This window comes from Pseudomonas sp. HS6-2, from assembly GCF_049325675.2.
Lineage (GTDB): Bacteria > Pseudomonadota > Gammaproteobacteria > Pseudomonadales > Pseudomonadaceae > Aquipseudomonas > Aquipseudomonas putida_N.
Map to the genome: position 1 here is coordinate 2996306 of NZ_CM143906.1, position 18164 is coordinate 3014469.

Sequence of the window (18164 nt, forward strand, 5' to 3'; positions counted from 1 at the left end):
GCCCAAAAAGTCAGAACTGATATTCCAGCCCGGCCCCGGCATACCAGGACCTGCCCGGTGCGGCCTCGTAGTAACGGCCATTGCCATCGCCGACAATCACCGACCCGACATACTGCCGGTCCAGCAGGTTGTCCAGGCGCACCAGCTGATGGAACGTCCACGGTCCGACCTGCTGCTGGAACTGCGTACGCCAGTTGAACACCGTATAACCCGGCGCCGCATGCTGGTCATTGGTGTCCTCGACATACACCTTGCTCCGGTACTGACCTTCGAGCCCCATGCTGATGCCATCACGCGGCTTCCACACTAGCTCGCCAAAAAGGCTGCTGCGCGGCACGCCAGGCAGTTGGTTGCCCTTGTCGATGGACGTGGTGCCCTGGGTGAAGGCTTCGTCATAGGTGGCATCGAGCAGGGTGTAGGCCAGGTTGGCCTGCCACTGCGGGCTCAGTTCACGCTGCACGCTCAGCTCGAAGCCACGGCGCAGGGTCTTGCCGGCGTTGCGGTAGCTGGTGCGGCCATCGGTGGAAGCCGCGACCACGATCTCGTCCTTGGTACGGAGCTCGAAGATTGCGGCATTGATCCGCGTGCGCTCATCCGGGCGCATCTTCAGGCCCAGTTCGTACTGGGTGCTGGTGGCCGGTTCCAGATTGAAGTTGAAGCCTTCCAGGGCGCCGGGCGCATAGGCCATCTCGGCCTGGGTCGGGGTTTCGAAGCCTTGGCCGGCGCTGATGTAGCCATGCAGGTCGGGGGTGAAGGCGTACATCACCGACAGGGTCGGGGTGGTGCGCTGGTACTTTTTCGAACCGCTGGCATCGCCGTTGGCCAGGAAGTGGTCGTCCACCTCCATCTCCATGCTGCTGTGGCGCAGGCCGGCATCCACGGTCCAGCGATCCAGTTCCCAGTGGGCCTGCACGTACGGGTCGAGGCTGGTGGCGGTGTCCTTTTCATCACGGCGCAGATCGCCTTTCACGCCCAGGGTGTCGCCGCTGAAATTCTGGAAGCCACGGCGGTCGTCGCGGCTGCGGTCGTAGTCGGCACCGAAGGTCAGGGTCAGGTTGCCGGGGGCGGCGCTGACCGGCTGGATCCAGCGCAGAGTGCCGCCATGGAATTCGCGGTCGAAGTCGACCACGCCGCCACCGCGGTTGTTTGCCGGGGTGCCCTTGGGGATCGACAGGTACTGGATGACGCTGCGCTTGCCCGCATACAGGTTGAACTGCAGGGTCGCATCGCCGAAGTAACGCTCGTAATTCATGCCCACCTGCTGGTGGTGGATGCTCTTGCGCGTGTCGTACTCCTCGGCGCGCGCCGCCACCGAACGTGGGTCGTGATTGTAGGCATCCCAGGTCTGGCCCAGCGGGTCTTCGGTACTGTTTTGTTCCAGGGTGCTGAAGATCAGCGCCAGGCGGCTGTCCTCGTCCGGTTTGACGTGCACCTTGGCGAAGGTCTGGTCGCGGCGGGCGGCGCTGTGGTCGCGGTAGCCGTCGGTGTCCATGCGCGAGGCATCGACCAGGAAGCCGGCCTGTTCGCTGCCGCCTTCGCTGTAGACGTGGTTCTTGTTGAAGCCGTCGCTGCCGAAGGTGGTTTGCGCGCCCACCTTGGGCGGCCCCGAACCATCACGGGAGAACATCTGGATCACACCACCGGCATTGCTGCCGTAGAGGGCGGAGGCCGGGCCGCGCAGCACTTCGATGCGGTCAGCCACGTCCAGGTTCAACGAGGCCGCCTGGCCCTGGCCATCGGGGGTACTGGCCGGAATGCCGTCGCTGAGCAGCTTGATGCCACGGATGCCGAAGGCCGAGCGGGCGCCATAGCCACGCGATGAGATCTGCAGGTCCTGGGCGTAGTTCTGGCGGTTCTGCACCACCAGGCCAGGCACGCGGTTGAGCGCTTCCGACAGGTTGACGCCCAACTGGCCATCGGCGATCTGCTGGCGGTCGACGGTGTCGATGGAGTAGGGCAGGTCGAAGCTCGGGTTGGGGGCGTAGCTGCCGGTCACCACCACCGGTTCGAGAAGATTGAAGGTGGTGACGGGTTCGGCCTGGGCCAATGGGCACAGACCGGGAAGCAAGGCAATCAGGGCCTTGCGGCGAAACGGGGGGAATTGCATGCAGCGTCCTGCTTTCGAAAAGAAGGCCCCGCCCGCAGGCGGAGCCAGTAAAACGGTAATCAGCGTTTGGCGGCCATGGCGGTCACTTCGACGCGCATTTGCGGGTAGGCAAGCGCAGCCACGCCAACCGCAGCACGCACCGGCCATGGCTTGCTGAAGAAGCGCTGGTAGACCTCGTTGAAGGCAGCACGGTCGGCCATGTCGGTCAGGTAGATGGTCAGGTGCATGACCCGGTCCATGCCGCTGCCGGCCTTTTCCAGGGCGTCCTTCAGGGCCTGCAGGGTGCTCTCGCTCTGCTGGGTAATGTCGGCATCGAGATCGGCCGGGATCTGCGTGGTCACCAGGATGCCGTTGTACTCAGCCACGTCGGAGGAAATGGACTCGGCGTCGGAATCCGGTGTGTAGATAAGATCTGCCATGGGTATTCGCCTTGCAACGGAAGGAAAGCGGCAAGCCTACGCGAGCCTGTCGCAAGGGTCGAGCCGATGGGCGCTTATGCATTGAAATGCTGCGCCCCGGCGGTCAGAATCGCCGCCGATTGTTGAGCAAGGTGCTGAAGTTGAACGAACAGACATTATCGATGCGCCTGGAGCGTGTGGCGGCGCATGTGCCGCAGGGCGCACGCCTGGCCGATATCGGCTCGGACCACGGCTACCTGCCGGTGGCGCTGGCGCTGCGCGGTGTGATCGAAGCCGGGGTGGCCGGCGAGGTGGCGCAGACGCCGTATGCCTCAGCCCAGCGCAACGTGCGCCGCAATGGCCTGACGGAATCCGTCACCGTACGCCTGGCCGATGGCCTGGAGGCAATCGAGCCCGACGACCGCATCACCGCCATCAGCCTGTGTGGCATGGGTGGCAAGACCATGTGCGAGATTCTCGAGCGTGGCAAGTCGCGCTTGAACGGCAGCGAGCGCCTGATCCTGCAGCCCAATGGCGATGAGCGCGAATTGCGCGGCTGGCTGATGGACAACGGCTACCGGATCGTCAGCGAAGAATTGCTGCGGGAAAACCGTTTCGACTACGAGATCATCGTCGCCGAACCTTGCGAGGTGGTGGCCTACAGTGCCGAAGAGCTGTATTTCGGCCCTGTGCTGATGCGCGAGAAAAGCCCGGCATTCGTGACCAAGTGGCAGCGCATGTTGCGCCAGAAGCAGCAGAGCCTGGCCAACTTCGAGCGTGCCCGCGATGCCATTCCGCAAGAAAAGCTGCGTGACTTCGCCCGGCAGATCGGCTGGATCAACGCGGTGCTGGCCTGATTCACTGCTGCGAGCAGTTACCCATTTCGCGGTAGTCGACTTCGCGTTTCTGGCCCTGGTGATCGACGTACACCATGTGCGCGGTACCGACCTGGCAGTCGGCGGCGTTGCTGGCCGGGGTGATCGAGATGACCTTGGCCACATCCAGCGGCATGCCGTATTCATAGTTGCTGGCGGTCGGCTGGCTGGCCGGGGTATCGGCGAAGGCACCGAACGCGGCAAGGGCGGCAGACAGGGCGACAACAGCGATCGAACGTTTCATGGCAGGCTCCTTTTTCAATGTTTTACCAATGATGTATTCATTGGTGATCCTCAATAAATGGGCTAAGTCGTGATAGATTCCTGCCTGGAACGTACGAATAAGACCGATCAAGGAGCCCAGCCCCCATGGACATGCTGCACGCCATGCGTACCTTTGCCCGGGTGGTGGAGTGCGGCAGTTTCGCCGCCGCCGCCAATGCCCTCGACATTTCTGCGGCGCAGGTGTCGAGGATCGTCGCGGAGCTTGAGAACCAGCTGCAGACCCGCCTGCTGCACCGAACCACCCGTCGTTTGCGCATGAGCGAGGCGGGCGAGCGTTTTCTGGAACGGGCGCGGCAGATCATGGCGCTGACCGACGAGGCCATGGACGAAGCCCGCGGCGCGCACCTCACCCCGCGGGGCCGCCTGCGCCTGCATTGCCCGCATGGCCTGGGCATGTTGTTGATGCCGCTGGTGGCCGGCTACAACGCCCTGTGCCCGGAAGTGGCCATCGAGTTGACGCTGTCACAGCGCAACCCCGACCCCCTGGCCGAGGGCCACGACGTGGTGATCACCGTGGACGAGGCCTTGCCCGATTCGCAGCTGATTGCCGTGCCTTTGGGTACCATCTTCAGCATCCCCTGCGCGGCGCCCAGCTACCTTGAAACCCATGGTGTACCCGAGCGGCCGCAAGACCTGCACGAACACCGCTGCCTGCGCATGGCCTATCCGATGCATGAAGGCGACTGGGTATTCCCTCAGGGCGTCGACCACTGCGTGATCGCCCCGCGCGACAGCTTCCTGACCAACGTCGCCGACGCCATGCTGGTGGCCAGCGAACTGGGCATGGGCATTGGCCTGTTGCCGTTCTACACCGCCAGCCAGGCCATCGAGCAAGGGCGCCTGCGGCGGTTGCTGGCGCCGTACCGGCTACGTGAGAATGCGCTGTATGCGATCTACCCGTCGCGCCATTACCTCGATGCCAAGGTGCGGACCTGGATCGACTATCTGAAGGAGCAGCTGCCGGGGATGTTTGCCAGCCATGAGCGGATTGTCGACGACTCGCAGTTCTGGCGTTGAATCAGTGGCCGTAACGGCCGACCAGGCTCTGCGCACCTAGCGCATGGTCTTTGAGCAGTTCCATCAAGCCGCCGCGATCCAGCTCCGGCGGCAAGGTGCCCAGCGGCAGGTCAGTGGCAATCAGGGTCAGTGCATAGTGGTGTGGCCTGTCCCCGGCGGGCGGGCAAGGCCCGCGATAGGTCATGGTGCCGTGCGAATTGCGCCCGACAATCAGCGCCTGGCTGGTCTGCCAGCCGGCGCCTGCCTCCAGCCCGTCGAGCGCCGGGTCGATGTCGTAGGCGAGCCAGTGCACCACGCCCAGGCCCTTGCCGCCGTCCGGGTCGAACATCACCAGGGCCAGTGACAACGTGCCGTTGGGCAGGTTCTTCCAGCTCAACTGCGGCGTGCGCCCCTCACCGGCACCACAGGCCGGATCCGGCCCGACCTGCTGCAGGCCGATGACACCGCCATCGGTGAACGAAGACGAACTGATCGACAGCGCGGCAGAGTCGCCGCCGGCAGCCACGGCGGTGCCTGGCAGTAGGGCGGCTAGCAGCCAGGGTTTGAGGTTCATGACGGTTCCTCGGCAGGCCTTTGCGCCGCAGTGTAGACCAGCTGCCAGTCAGTGGCTGTCCTGGTCTTCGGCAGTGCCGCCGGTGTGCCCGGCGCCGGAGCCTGTGGCTTCACCGGTGCTGTTGGAGCCACCGGCCGCGCCATCGGCGGCATCCGAGTTGCCGCTGGTGTCGCTGCTGTCATTGTCCTGGGCGCTGCCCGGGCTGTTGACGCTGCTGCCTTCCCCGGCGGTCTTGCCGCCGCGTTGGTCGGTTTTCGGATGGCTGTCGGTGTTGGTTGCGTCTGTCGCGGCGTAACTGGTGGTGGCGGCGATCCCCATGGCGAGGGCGAGCAACAGCGAGTGAATGCGAATCATGGCAACTCTCCTGGGCGGATGATCTGTCATTCGTTTGGCTGGCGGAGGGCGCTGGGGTGCCCCATGGGCGACGGGCGGTCGAAAAAAGGGCCGCGATGGCGGCCCCTTGGTTCACGTGGTTTCTGGCTGCGCTGTCGGTGCAGCGGCTTCCACCGGTTCCAGCGGCGGATGCTCTTGTGCTGCATGCATCAGGTCCTCGGTCACTCGCAGCTCTGCGCCGGTCGGCGAGAACGTGGTCGATGCGGTGAACGGTGCCGGGTGCTCCGCTGCCGGGCGCTTGCCGCGACGCCAGAGGAAGAAGCACACCATCCCCAGGTTGACCACGGCAAAGGCCCAGAACAGCCCCACTTCGCCGAATTCGGTCATCGCCGGCGAAATCGCCAGCGGCGCCATGGCCGAGCCCAGCGAGTTGATCAGCAGCAGGCCCTGGATCATCGGTACCAGGGCGTCGGACGGAGCGCGGTCGGCAGCATGGCTGACCGCCACCGGGTATAGCGCGAACACGCCGCCACCGAGCAGGAACAGCATGGCCGGCAGCAGGGCCGAATCCGACGGCAGGAACACCGTGATCAGCGACAGCACCATGCACAGCGCAGCCAGGGCGATCAGCACATCCTGGCGGTCCTTGCGGTCGGACCAGCGGCCCACCGGGTATTGCAGCAGCATGGCGCCGAGGATCACCCAGGCCATCATGTTGCCGACCTCACCGACATCCAGGCCGATGCGCTGCAGGTACAGCGGCAGCAGGGCGTAGATACCGGCAATGACCACACCGGAGCCGAAGCAGCCGACCAGCCCTGACGGCGCCACGCCCAGCAGTTGCCGTGGCTTGAGCGGCTCGACCTGGTCCAGCAGCGGCGATACCCGCGGCAGGATCACGATCGGCAGCACCGACAGCGCAGCCAGCATGCCGGCCAGCATGAACGGTGCGCTATCGCCCAGGTGGGTGATCACGCCGAGACCGGCCTGGGCGATCACGCCTGCGCCGTAGAAGGCGATCATGTACAGCGCCAGCAGGCGTCCGCGGATCTTCGCGTCACCGGCCAGCAGCAGCCAGCTTTCGATCACCAGGAATACGCCGACGGCCGCCCAGCCATTGATCAGGCGCAGCACCGACCACCAGGTGGCGTCGTAGAACAGCCCTTGCAGCAGGATGGTCGCGGCGATCAGCGAGGCGAAGCTGGTGTAGGCGCGGATATGGCCGATGCGCAGGATCAGCCGGTCGTTGAAGATGGCGCCGAGGGTCAGGCCGATGAAGTAGGTCGACGAAACGATACCGATGGTCGTTGCCGATTCGCCGGCAGCGTCCAGGCGCAAGGTGGTAAGGGAAGACATGAAGCCGTTGCCCAGGGCAATGATGAACAGCCCGAGCAGGGGCGCCAGCGCCATGGCCAGCAAACGCGGAGACATACATACCTCAAGTTGATGTGGCGATTCAGGGAGCGCCTCTTCGAACGCGCACGCCAAACGGACCCATCTAGGGCCGAAGAAGTGCACGGATGTGCCTGGGCTGGATGCGACCTGGGCAAGACTCAACCGCTGGACCCTGGAATAGCCGGGCCGGGCGGGGTGGGTTGAGCCATATTTCACATGGGCGTCATGTGTTCAGGCCTGGACTCTGTCGTTGCTGCCGGTTGCCACCGTTCAAGGCGACGGGCGAAAAGGAAGCGCGATTCTACGGGTTGTGATCGATTTGCCCAAGAGGCTAAGGCCTGCGACGCGACGACGCAGGGCAGGATGCGACAGCTTTGTGCCCCAATCCGACATCCAGGCGCCTCTAGCCTGCGGCATAATCGGCATTCTCAACAAGGAAGGCCCGCCCCATGCTCGCTTCGCTGTTCGCCGTCCTCGCCCCGGTCTTCATCGTCGCCGGCATCGGCTTCGCCTGGGCCCGCAAAGGCCTGGATTACCCCACCGAATTCATCGCCCGCATGGTCATGACCGTCGGCACGCCATCGCTGGTGCTGTCGACCCTGAGCCGTACCGAGCTGGACGCCACGGCCTTCACCAGCATGGCCCTGGCCTGCCTGTTGTGCACCGTGGGCATGGCTGTGGCCGGGCTGCTGGTGTGCCGCGTTTCAGGCCAGCACTGGCGCGTACTGCTGCCGGCGTTCATGTTCCCCAACACCGGCAACATGGGCTTGCCGATCAGCCTGTATGCCTTCGGCGAGCACGGCCTGGCCCTGGCCGTGGCGTTCTTCCTGACCTTGTCGATCGTGCAGTTCACCGTGGGTATGGCCATTTCCGGTACGGTCGCCTCGTTCAAGGCCTTGTTGCGCAACCCGATCGTCATCAGCCTGGGCGGCGCCATGCCGATCATCTTCCTCGACTTCGAACTGCCGCGCTGGCTGGCCAACACCGCCGACCTGCTGGGCGGCATGTCGATCCCGCTGATGCTGCTGACGCTGGGCGTGTCACTGGCCAGCATCCGCCCGCAGCATATCGGCGGCGGCTTGGTGCTCGGCGGCCTGCGCATCGTGTTGGGCGCGGCGGTGGGGTGGGCGGTGGGAACAGCCCTAGGCATGCAGACAATGGAACGGGCGGTGTTGATGGTGCAGTCGGCGATGCCGGTGGCGGTGTTCAATTACCTGATGGCGGTCAGGGCCAACCGGCAGCCGGAGCAGGTGGCCAACCTGGTGATGTGTTCGACCGTGCTGTCGTTCGTCTGGCTGCCGGTGGTGCTGGCCTGGTGGATGTAGGCCTTATTTGTCGAACAGGCGCTCGTGCACCCAACCGTTGTTGGTCAGCACCATCACGCGCTTTTCCCTGGCAGGCGTGTCGTTGGTCGCTACAGCCTTGCCCAGGTCACGGATGCCGGCCTTGACCTCGTCATTGGCCGCCCAGTCCGGCAACCCGGTGATCTTGTAGGCATAGGTCACATCGGAAACGGTGTGCCCCATCATCTGCCCCGGCTCGCTGAACTGCTCGATCGACGTTACCTCGGCCTTGCCGAAGCACAGCCCGCCGCGGGTCTGGCCGTTGAGCATCTTCTGGGCATCGGCCTTGTAGTACTTGCGCCCCTCATCGGTGAGGTCGTAGGCGTAGTAGATGTCGGTACGGGCCGGTTGCCACAAGCGCTCCGGCACTTCGACCCGGGAGATCTCCTGCTCGCTGACGATGCCCACCCGGGCCAGGGCATGCAGCGCCTTGTTGGTGCCGGTGACGTCGAAGTCCTGGGTCTTGGTGGGGAAGTCGGTGACCACAAAGCAATGGGGATACTGCGTGTCGAGGTAAGCCTGGGCTGCTTTATGGAAATTGGCCTCGCTGGCCTCGCTGGCGTCCTGGGTGTCCGAGCAGCCGGCCAGGGTGGCCAGCAGTGCCAGCGGTACGATCTTCCTGTGCATGATGAAACGTCCTTGGATTGCGAAGATAAACCGGTGGGCGGGAATTAAAACCCACGGTCTAGAGCGGCGCAATCGTGGCAGTACGGCATCTGGACAGGGTTCACAAAGCCGCTGTCAATGGTGCCCTTGCGGCTCCCGGGTATCGATGCCCACCACCACCGACATGCCCGGGCGCAGGCGTGCGGCGTCTGGCTGGTCGGGGTCGACGGTAATGCGCACCGGGATGCGCTGGGCAATCTTCACGAAGTTGCCGGTGGCGTTGTCGGCCTGCAACAGGGCGAATTCGGAGCCGGTGGCCGGCGAAATCTGCTGTACATGGCCGTAGAGCTTGAGGTGGTTCAAGGCGTCCACGGTGAAAGTCACCGGCTGGCCGATGCGTACATCGGCCATCTGGGTTTCCTTCATGTTGGCGATCACCCACAGGGTGTCGGGCACCAGCGCCATCAGTTGCGCACCCGAGTTGACGTAGGCGCCCAGGCGCGTGCCAATCTGCCCCAGCTGGCCGTCGCGCGGGGCGGTGACGCGGGTGTTGTCGAGGTCGATGCGGGCCAGCTCGACGGCGGCCTTGGCGTTCTCCACCGAGGCCTCCAGCGAGGCGCGGTTGACGATCACCGTCTCGCGGTCCTGGCGGGCGATTTCCAGCGCGGCCTTGGCCTGGGCCAGGTTGGCGACGGCGGCAGCCTCGCTCGCGCGGGCCAGGTCCAGCGAGCTGCGCGACACCGAACCATCGCTGACCAGCGCCTGGTTGCGGCTGAGGTCGGCCTTGGCCTTGGTCGCCTGGGCCGATGCATCTCCGATTGCCGCCTGGCGTTGGGCGATGGTGGCTTCGGCGCTGTTGCGCTGCTGCAGGTTGTTGGCCAGCGCCGCCTGCTGCTGTTGCAACTGGGCGATGGCCTGGGCCAGGCGTTGCTTGTAGATGCGGTCGTCGAGCTGCACCAGCAGGTCGCCAGCCTTGACGAACTGGAAGTCATGCACTGGCACATCGACGATGTAGCCGCTCAGCTGCGGGCCGATGATTGTCACCTGGCCGCGCACCAGAGCGTTTTCGGTGCTTTCGATGGTGCTGCTGAACGGCGGCAGGTTCCAGGCGTAGAGCACTACCAGGATGCCGACCAGGGCCACGCTGGCGAAGCTGATCGTAGACAGGATGCGCACCCGCCGCGTGCGCACCGGGCTGGTCGGTTCGCTGGGCGGCGTGCTGCCTTCCGGGGTTTCGGCGAGGGCGGTGGTGGTCGTGGTGCGGGTTTCTTCGGTCATCGGCTGGCAGTACCGCTGGTGGAGTCGGATGAAGCAGCCTGGCGGGCGACATACCACAGCCAGGAGCCGCGAATGGTAATCCAGATCATGGTCAGCACGGCGATGCAGCCGATCAGCACGAACACGTCGTTGTAGGCCATTACGTTGGCCTCGCGGGTGGCGGCAGTGGCCAGCACGCGCATGCCGGCCTCGCTGCGCAGCGCCGGGTCGGCGAGGATCCCGGCATAACCGCCGCCGCCGCTTTGCACGCGCGCATTGACCAGCGGTTCGAGGTAGCTGAGGCGGTCCATCAGGTGGCTGGAATGGAACTTCTCGCGCCAGGTCTGGAATGTGCCCAGCAGCGCCGCGCCGATCAGGCCGCCGAGGTTGTTGCAGATGCCGAACAGCACCGAAAAGCTCACCAGGTTGCGCGGGTTGGCGCGTACATGGCTGATGCCCAAGGCCATCGACGGGCCAAGGAAGAAGGTGCTGCCGAAGGCCAGCAGGAACTGGCTGAAGTACATCTGTGCCGGGCGCGTGAGGTTGCTCGAGCTGCTGTCCATGAATGCCCCGGCGGCCATCGCCAGCAGCGAGACGAACAGCGGGATCACCAAGTGCTTGGGGTCGATGGTCAGCGCACTGCTGGCCAGGCCCGCCACAGCGCCAAGCAGCATGATCCAGTACAGCGAGCGCATCTGTTCGCTGCCCATGTTCAGCATCTGCAAAAAGCCCACCGCACCGGTGGACTGCTCCGAGGTGACCATGCGAATCAGAATGACGCACAGGCCCAGGCGAATGATTGCGCCACTGCCCAGCCAGCGCGTCATCAGCAGCGGGTTCTGGCGGTTGTGCTCGATGGCAAGGCCGGTGAAGATCAAGGCAATCGACGAGGCCAAGGCGATGCCGATCCACGGTGCCTCCAGCCACCAGTCGATGCGCCCCAGCGAGAGCGCGGCGCAGAGCAGGGCGACGCCACTGGCCATCAGGGTAAAGGTGAGGAAGTCCAGCGGCTCGAAGGTCTTGAAGCGGTCACCGGGGGGCCGCTTGAGCAGCAGCACGCAGCCCAGTGCAGCCAGCGCCAGGCCCAGTTCAAACAGGTACAGGCCTCGCCATTCGGCGATCTGCAGCAGGTCTTCGGAGAAAATCCGCGCCAGCGGCAGGGCCAGTTGCGAGGCGCCCAGGCCCAGCACCATGGCCTTGAGCCGCCAGCGTTCGGGGAACGCCTGGATCATGTAGTACAGGCCCAGCGAACTGAGCGCCGCGCCGACCATGCCGTGGGCAGCGCGCACGGCGATGGCCGAATTGAGGTCGTTGACCAGCAGGTGGGCGAAGGTGACCAGGGCATACAGCACCAGGAACACCTCGGTGAAGGCGCGCAGGCCGAACTGCTGACGGAACTTGACCAGCAGCAGGTTGATCGACACGTTGGTCATGACATACGCCGCCGGCAACCAGGCCATCTCGGCACTGGTCGCGCCCAGCGCCCCCTGCAGGAACACCAGGTTGGCGGTGACCAGTGCGTTACCCAGGCCACCGGTAATCGCCACCAGCAGGCCGACCACGCCGTACGCCAGGCGCTTGGCCGGCGTGTGCAGGGGCGTGGAAGGGGAGCCGGGGAGGCTGGGCTTCTCGTGCGGGAGCCACTGGCGCGGGGTGTATTTGTCCATGCAACTGACTGTAACACTGCCTCATGCGTTTTTTGTAGGAACGGCCTTGTGTCGCGAAGGGGCCGCTCCTGCAAGCCCTAGTGGCCCACCACCATGGCGGTGAACGGCGCTACATAGGCCTGCAAGGTCACCAGGCAACCCACCAGCACCGCCAACACGATCGAATGGAAGAACACATAACGCAGGATCTCGCCCTCATGCCCATACCAGCGGGTGGCAGTGGAGGCCACGACGATCGACTGCGCATCGACCATCTTGCCCATCACCCCGCCCGAGCTGTTGGCCGCCGCCATCAGCACCGGACTCAGCCCCAGCTGCTCCGCAGTCACCCGTTGCAGCCCGCCGAACAGCACGTTGGAGGCCGTGTCCGAGCCGGTCAGCGCCACGCCCAGCCAGCCGAGCAGGGTGCCGAACATCGGGTAGAAGATGCCCGTGGCGGCAAACGCCAAGCCCATGGTCGCGTCCAGCCCCGAGTAGCGGGTGAGGAAGCCCAGCGCGAGCATGGCGACGATGGTGATCAGCGAGTAACGCACCACCCAAAGCGTGCGCAGATATTGCCGCCCCAGCTCCAGAGGCGAGTAACCCATCAACAGCCCGCCGAGGATGGCCGCGAGGAAGATGCCGCTACCGGTGGCGGTGAATCAGGTGAACTTGTACTGGGCGTCTTCTTTCTTCGGCGTGGGTACCACAGGGGGCACTTTCTCGATCTGCTGGTGGATCGAGTCGAAGGTGAATACCGGGGCGAACACCGGGTTACCTTCACGCAGCGGCTTGCCTTGCGGGTCGAGCATGGCCGCGCCGCTGGCCGGGTCGAGCGCCGGGCGCGTGTCGAACAGGTTCTTGAAGCCCGCCGTGCCCCAGGCGAACACGAACACGGTCAGGATGATCCACGGCAGCCAGGCCTTGAACACGCTGCGCTGGTCGCTCTGGGTAAAGGTGGTTGCGGCGCCGGCCTTGCCGTCGTCCTCGACCTTGGAGTCGTCCACCCGCCCGGTGAGCGCCGCCGAGGTGTGCACGGTGGCCGGCTTCCACACCCGCAGGAAGCCAGTCAGGCAGGCCATGGAGATCAGCGCGGCGATCACGTCCACCAGCATCGGCCCGTGGAAGTTCGACACCACGAACTGCGGCACCGCGAACGTGACCCCGGCCACCAGGATCGCCGGCCATACTTCCAGCATCTTGCGCCATCCGGCAAACGCCCAGATCAGCCAGAACGGCACGATCACCGAGAAGAACGGCAGTTGCCGACCGACCATGGCCGACAGTTCCATTTCATCCAGCCCGGTGACCTTGGCCAGGGTGATGATCGGTGTGCCCAGTGCGCCGAACGCCACCGGTGCAGTGTTGGCGATCAGCGCCAGCCCTGAAGCCGCCAGCGGCGAGAAGCCCAGGCCGATGAGGATCGCCCCGGTCACCGCCACGGGCGTGCCGAAGCCCGCCGCGCCCTCGAAGAAGGCACCGAAGCAGAAGGCGATCAGCAGCAGCTGCAGGCGGCGGTCGTCGGTGATGCGTGCCAGCGAGTCCTGAAGCACCTTGAACGAGCCGTTCTCGGTGGTGAGCCGGTGCAGGAAGATGATGTTCAGCACGATCCAGCCGATCGGCAGCAGGCCGTTGGCTGCGCCGTACAACGCTGCGGAACCGGCCATGTTGGCCGGCATGCCGAAGGCGAAGATCGAGATCAGCAGCGCCGAGCCCAGGGCGAGCAGGGCGGCGATGTGTGCTTTGATGTGGAAGAAGGCCAATGCCGCCAGCATCACCACCACCGGCACGGCGGCCATGAGCGTGGAGAGCACGGGGCTTGCGAACGGATCGTAGATTTGCTGCCAGACCATTTGCCACCTCGTTTGTTGTTATTGAGGTATCGCGATTTTTGGGCAGACGGCATGCAGGGATGCCAGAGGGAGTATAGAAAGGAATTTTCACCTGTTCCGGCCTCTTCGCGGGGCAAGCCCGCGAAGAGGCCAGCACAGGCGCTACAAGGCGCGAGCCAGAAACGCGGCAGTACGACTGTCACCACACCCGGCCACCACCTGCGGCGTACCACTGACCACCACCTGACCGCCAGCATCCCCGGCCCCCGGCCCGATGTCGATCACCCAGTCACTCTGCGCCACCACGCGCATGTCGTGCTCGACCACCACCACACTGTGCCCGGCCTCGACCAGGCGATTGAGCTGCACCAGCAAGCGGTCGATATCTTGCGGATGCAGCCCGTTGGTAGGTTCGTCCAGCACATACAAGGTCGCGCCACGGGCCACGCGTTGCAGCTCGGTGGCCAGCTTGATCCGTTGCGCCTCGCCACCGGACAGCTCGGTAGCCGGCTGCCCCAGGCGCAGGTAGCCCAGGCCGATGTCCTGCAGCACCTGCAGGCAACGCCGCGGCGCCGGCTGCTCGGCGAACACCTCAAGCGCCTGCTCGACGGTCAGCTGCAGCACCTGCGCGATGTTCATGCCCTGCCAGCTCACCGCCAGTGTCTCGGGGTTGTAACGTGCACCGTGGCAAGTCGGGCAGGGCGCATAGACGCTGGGCATGAACAGCAGTTCGACACTGACGAAGCCTTCGCCCTCGCAGTTCTCGCATCGGCCCTTGGCCACGTTGAACGAGAAACGACCCGCATCGAAACCGCGGGCCTTGGCCTGTTCGGTAGCGGCAAACAGCTTGCGGACATGGTCGAACAGTCCGGTGTAGGTGGCGAGATTAGAGCGCGGCGTGCGGCCGATCGGCTTCTGGTCCACCTGCACCAGCCGCTTGATGCTGTCGAGCCCGGCAGTGACACGCCCAGCGCTGAATTGCTCGGGCTCATCTTCAAGGCTTTGCTCGTCAGGTTCAGCCGTCTGTTCGGCCTGACCGAGATGGGTACCGACCAGCTCCAGCAAGGCCTGGCTGACCAGGCTCGACTTGCCCGAGCCGGAAATGCCGGTGACCGACGTGAAGCATCCGAGTGGGAAGCGGGTACTGAGGTTGTGCAGGTTGTTGCGGGTGATGCCTTCCAGCGCCAGCCAGTCGTGCGGCTGGCGTGGCGTGCGCAGGGTACGCTGCTGTTCGGCGAACAGGTAGGCGGCTGTGCGCGAGGCCTCGACCTGTGCCAGGCCGGCGGGCGGGCCACTGTAGAGAATCTGCCCGCCATGCTCGCCGGCAGCAGGGCCTACATCGACCAGCCAGTCGGCGCGGCGCATGGTATCCAGGTCGTGCTCCACCACATACACCGAGTTGCCCGCCTGCTTGAGCCGCTGCAAGGCATCGAACAGCGCTTCGCTGTCGGCCGGATGCAAGCCGGCGGAAGGCTCGTCGAGCACGTATATCACGCCGAACAGCTGCGAATTGAGCTGGGTTGCCAGGCGCAGGCGTTGCAGCTCGCCGAACGACAGCGTCGGCGTGCTGCGCTCCAGCGCCAGGTAGCCCAGGCCCAGGTCGATCAGGGTGTCGATGCGCTCCAGCAACTCATTGGCGATGCGCTGTGCGGCCAGGCGCTTTTCCAGGGTCAGGTTATCGTCGTGTTGCTCCAGGTAGCCCGGCGCAGCCACTTGGCGAAACACCTCGGCCAGCGCCTGCAACGGCAGCCGCGACAGCTCGCCGATGTCGCGACCGGCGAAGGTCACGTCCAGCGCCGCACGCTTGAGCCGTTTGCCCTGGCACACCGGGCAGGGGCTGGGGCGCATGTACTGCGACACGCGCTTGCGCATCTGTGCGCTCTGCGAGTGCATGAAGGTATGCAGCACGTAGCGCCGGGCACCACTGAAGGTGCCCTGGTAGCTCGGTTCGAGCTTGCGCTTGAGTGCGGCGCGGGTTTGCGCCGGTGTCAGGCCGGCGTACACCGGCACGGTGGGGGTTTCTTCGGTGTAGAGAATCCAGTCGCGCTGCTCCTGCGGCAGGTCGCGCCAAGGAATGTCGACGTCATAGCCCAGCGTCACCAGAATGTCGCGCAGATTCTGCCCCTGCCAGGCCATCGGCCAGGCCGCCACGGCACGCTCGCGGATGGTCAGCGACGGGTCGGGAACCATGGTCGCCTCGGTCACGTCATAGACCCGCCCCAGCCCATGGCACTCCGGGCAGGCGCCTTGCGGGGTGTTGGGCGAGAAGTCCTCGGCATACAGCATCGGCTGCCCGGTAGGATAGCTGCCGGCGCGGGAGTAGAGCATGCGGATCGAGCTGGATAGGGTGGTGACGCTGCCCACCGACGAGCGCGCGCTGGGCGTGCCGCGTTGCTGCTGCAGGGCCACGGCCGGGGGCAGGCCTTCGATGGCGTCGACGTCCGGCACGCCGACCTGGTCGATCAGGCGCCGGGCATAGGGCGCGACCGATTCGAAGTAGCGGCGCTGGGCTTCGGCGTAGAGGGTGGAGAAGGCCAGCGAGGACTTGCCCGAGCCGGACACCCCGGTGAACACCACCAGGGCGTCGCGGGGGATATCGACGTCGATATTCTTGAGGTTGTGCTCGCGGGCGCCACGGACGCGGATGAAGCCGGTGGGAGTGGTGGGGCGTGGTGGCATGGCGCTGTCCTTGGGGGTGGGGAGCGCTCAAGTTAACAGCAATTCCAAAAGCAGGGGCGCTTGCACGGGTGGTTCTGGGTAGACTGCGCCTTTTCAAGGAGCACCGCCCCCGCATGAAGCCTTTTGTAACTCGCCTGTCTCGCTACCTTGGTTTTACCTCTCTCGCCATTGCGGTAGTCGGTGTGCTGTTCTCGCTGTATGTCGCCGTCGATTCAGGCGGCTATGTGCCGTTTCTGGGCAGCGACCCGGCCATGTGGGGCCTGGCGTTCTTCTGGCTGACCAACGTGATCACTCTGGTGCTGAATGCCGCAGTGTGGCTGTGCGGACGCCGACCTGCCTGGCTCAGTTGGACCATTGCGGCGCAGATGCTGTTGGCGATCGGGTTGCTGTTCGTGGAGGGTTGAGCGCTTTGCAAGTGGCGAAGATCGACTGCGCACTCAAGCCCCTTCAAAGTGTTGGCCGCTTTACTGCTTTATGTGCGAAGTCCAGGCGAAGCTCGGGGTTGTCATTGCCGTAAGGTATTCCTGGGTAGTACCAAGTAGCGTTGATTTCAGTAAGGTAACCATCCGCAGAAAGGAGGACGCGAGCACTCCGACAAAGAAGCCGCAGCCTATCGGCAAAGCAAAGCAAAGCAAAGCAAAGCAAAGCAAAGCAAAGCAGGCTAAGCGATGCCGTGTCTCTCGTTTCGCACGAGTCTGTGTTGACTGTGACTATAAGGGCGCTTCTCAGTACCGTCATCTGCTTACTCCGGAAGAGGTTTGAAACTGTCCAGGAGCTTATCCCAAAAGGCCAATGCCTCATCATTTGATTTGAAGTTGCTTCCATTTTCATGAGTGCCTAGTTCAATGGCGATATAGGGACGTGTGTTGGACTCCAATGTGCCGCCGTGCTCAAACTGGAAGGCATAAAATGTTTTGCCTTCTATTGTGGCGCTAACGGCTATCTCTTCGCCCTCGAGGCCGCCGGCCATTCGTTTGTTCATGCGTAGAGTCTGCAGGTGGCCGTTATTTGATAGTTCGCCTACTATAGGGTCATATTTTTTATTATGAAATCGCTCAAGAAGACTCGGTTCTCTCTCGGTAATGCTTCGTGTAAGAAAGCTTACATAGTTTCCAGTGTGTCCTTCAATCTGAGCGCCCATATAGATCGACTCGAAAAATTGATCATTTGGGAGAGTGGAGTAACCAGCTTCCAGAGCGAATGCACCGTGTGGAGGCGCTGCCTCAGGACGCCTGGAATAGATAGAGTTGCTCAGCTTGCGCAGGTTTTCCACAGCTTCAGGCACACCCATTGGGGTGACGCGCTTGATCATCATTCGATAGAGTGCATTTCTGTTTGTAAGGAAATAAGAATCGAGGGTGTACAAGCTTGTGAGGCGCGACAGCAATAAAATACTGCCATTGTCGAGCGAGATTGTTTTTTCGTATTTGCTGCTTGTTCCGCGAGCAACGCCTCTTTGCAGGTCGTTAATCTGACGCTCTATGGTCAAGGGTAAAACGGATTGCCCATTCTGACTTAAGAGTTCTATTTTCTGGTCGAATATTTTGTAGTCGATCGAGACTTCCGAGCCTCGAGGAAGTGATAGTTGAAAACGTCCCATGTAGAAGGTGCGCCAGTTGACGTTTTTCATGAGGGTTTCCCCTGTAGCATAGGCTTTCATGGTGAATAGGGTAAAGAGCATTACGATCAAGAAGCTATACGTAGTGCGCGATATTATAAACACATCTGTTCGTCCTTTTTGTGCAGTGAGTGGCGGCTATTTTTGGCGACTCGACACTGAATAGATAAACGCAACTGAATGACCGCAGTTTCAATGATGCCTGCAGCCACTCAGCGCG

15 protein-coding genes and 1 pseudogene are annotated in these 18164 nt (G+C 63.8%); 4 read left to right on the forward strand and 12 right to left on the reverse strand.

Going from position 1 to position 18164, the window contains the following annotated elements:
• Positions 1–10: 10 nt before the first annotated feature.
• Positions 11–2107 carry a TonB-dependent receptor family protein gene (locus ACOKS3_RS13950; protein ID WP_422764644.1) on the reverse strand — a complete coding sequence of 699 codons (2097 nt, stop codon included), beginning with the start codon at positions 2105–2107 and terminating at the stop codon, positions 11–13.
• Between the two features lie 59 nt (positions 2108–2166).
• Positions 2167–2532: a RidA family protein gene (locus ACOKS3_RS13955; protein ID WP_103447256.1), complete on the reverse strand. Its 366-nt coding sequence runs from the start codon at positions 2530–2532 to the stop codon at positions 2167–2169.
• Positions 2533–2666: 134 nt separating this feature from the next.
• On the opposite strand from ACOKS3_RS13955, the gene ACOKS3_RS13960 reads away from it, so the two are divergent.
• Positions 2667–3362: a tRNA (adenine(22)-N(1))-methyltransferase gene (locus ACOKS3_RS13960; protein ID WP_103448252.1), complete on the forward strand. Its 696-nt coding sequence runs from the start codon at positions 2667–2669 to the stop codon at positions 3360–3362.
• A gap of 1 nt (position 3363) precedes the next feature.
• Here ACOKS3_RS13960 and ACOKS3_RS13965 read toward each other — a convergent pair whose 3' ends face one another.
• Complete coding sequence (locus ACOKS3_RS13965; protein ID WP_103447257.1) at positions 3364–3624, reverse strand: DUF2790 domain-containing protein; 261 nt, start codon at positions 3622–3624, stop codon at positions 3364–3366.
• Between the two features lie 125 nt (positions 3625–3749).
• Between ACOKS3_RS13965 and ACOKS3_RS13970 the strand changes: the two genes are divergently transcribed.
• Entirely contained in the window at positions 3750–4682 is a 933-nt protein-coding gene (locus tag ACOKS3_RS13970; RefSeq protein ID WP_103447258.1) for a LysR family transcriptional regulator, read from the forward strand.
• A 1-nt stretch (position 4683) separates the two neighbouring features.
• Here ACOKS3_RS13970 and ACOKS3_RS13975 read toward each other — a convergent pair whose 3' ends face one another.
• The 3 genes from ACOKS3_RS13975 to ACOKS3_RS13985 all read right to left on the reverse strand — a co-directional run bounded on the left by ACOKS3_RS13975 (position 4684) and on the right by ACOKS3_RS13985 (position 6999).
• Entirely contained in the window at positions 4684–5235 is a 552-nt protein-coding gene (locus ACOKS3_RS13975) for a YbhB/YbcL family Raf kinase inhibitor-like protein (protein ID WP_103447259.1), read from the reverse strand.
• Between the two features lie 48 nt (positions 5236–5283).
• On the reverse strand, positions 5284–5589 hold the full coding sequence (locus tag ACOKS3_RS13980; RefSeq protein WP_103447260.1) for a hypothetical protein: 306 nt from the start codon (positions 5587–5589) through the stop codon (positions 5284–5286).
• Positions 5590–5700: 111 nt separating this feature from the next.
• Positions 5701–6999 (reverse strand): MFS transporter, encoded by a 1299-nt coding sequence (locus tag ACOKS3_RS13985; RefSeq protein WP_422764645.1) that lies wholly within the window; start codon positions 6997–6999, stop codon positions 5701–5703.
• Between the two features lie 413 nt (positions 7000–7412).
• Here ACOKS3_RS13985 and ACOKS3_RS13990 point away from each other — a divergent pair, with 413 nt between their 5' ends.
• Positions 7413–8288: an AEC family transporter gene (locus ACOKS3_RS13990; RefSeq protein ID WP_103447262.1), complete on the forward strand. Its 876-nt coding sequence runs from the start codon at positions 7413–7415 to the stop codon at positions 8286–8288.
• Positions 8289–8291: 3 nt separating this feature from the next.
• On the opposite strand, the gene ACOKS3_RS13995 is transcribed toward ACOKS3_RS13990, so the two are convergent.
• The 5 genes and pseudogenes from ACOKS3_RS13995 to uvrA form a co-directional block, all read right to left on the reverse strand.
• Positions 8292–8933 carry a hypothetical protein gene (locus tag ACOKS3_RS13995; protein WP_103447263.1) on the reverse strand — a complete coding sequence of 214 codons (642 nt, stop codon included), beginning with the start codon at positions 8931–8933 and terminating at the stop codon, positions 8292–8294.
• A gap of 114 nt (positions 8934–9047) precedes the next feature.
• On the reverse strand, positions 9048–10190 hold the full coding sequence (locus ACOKS3_RS14000) for an HlyD family secretion protein (RefSeq protein WP_422764646.1): 1143 nt from the start codon (positions 10188–10190) through the stop codon (positions 9048–9050).
• On the reverse strand, positions 10187–11836 hold the full coding sequence (locus ACOKS3_RS14005; protein ID WP_422764647.1) for an MFS transporter: 1650 nt from the start codon (positions 11834–11836) through the stop codon (positions 10187–10189). The genes ACOKS3_RS14000 and ACOKS3_RS14005 overlap by 4 nt, the downstream gene beginning before the upstream one ends.
• 77 nt (positions 11837–11913) lie before the next feature.
• Positions 11914–13668 (reverse strand): annotated as a pseudogene (locus ACOKS3_RS14010) (L-lactate permease).
• Between the two features lie 141 nt (positions 13669–13809).
• Positions 13810–16326, reverse strand: coding sequence for an excinuclease ABC subunit UvrA (uvrA, locus tag ACOKS3_RS14015; RefSeq protein ID WP_422764648.1), 2517 nt, complete (start codon positions 16324–16326; stop codon positions 13810–13812).
• 113 nt (positions 16327–16439) lie between these two features.
• Between uvrA and ACOKS3_RS14020 the strand changes: the two genes are divergently transcribed.
• Entirely contained in the window at positions 16440–16730 is a 291-nt protein-coding gene (locus tag ACOKS3_RS14020; protein WP_103449915.1) for a hypothetical protein, read from the forward strand.
• A gap of 338 nt (positions 16731–17068) precedes the next feature.
• Here ACOKS3_RS14020 and ACOKS3_RS14025 read toward each other — a convergent pair whose 3' ends face one another.
• The gene (locus tag ACOKS3_RS14025) at positions 17069–17956 is read right to left on the reverse strand and encodes a T6SS immunity protein Tli4 family protein (protein ID WP_422764649.1); all 888 of its coding nucleotides are present in this window, start codon (positions 17954–17956) and stop codon (positions 17069–17071) included.
• Positions 17957–18164 lie beyond the last annotated feature (208 nt).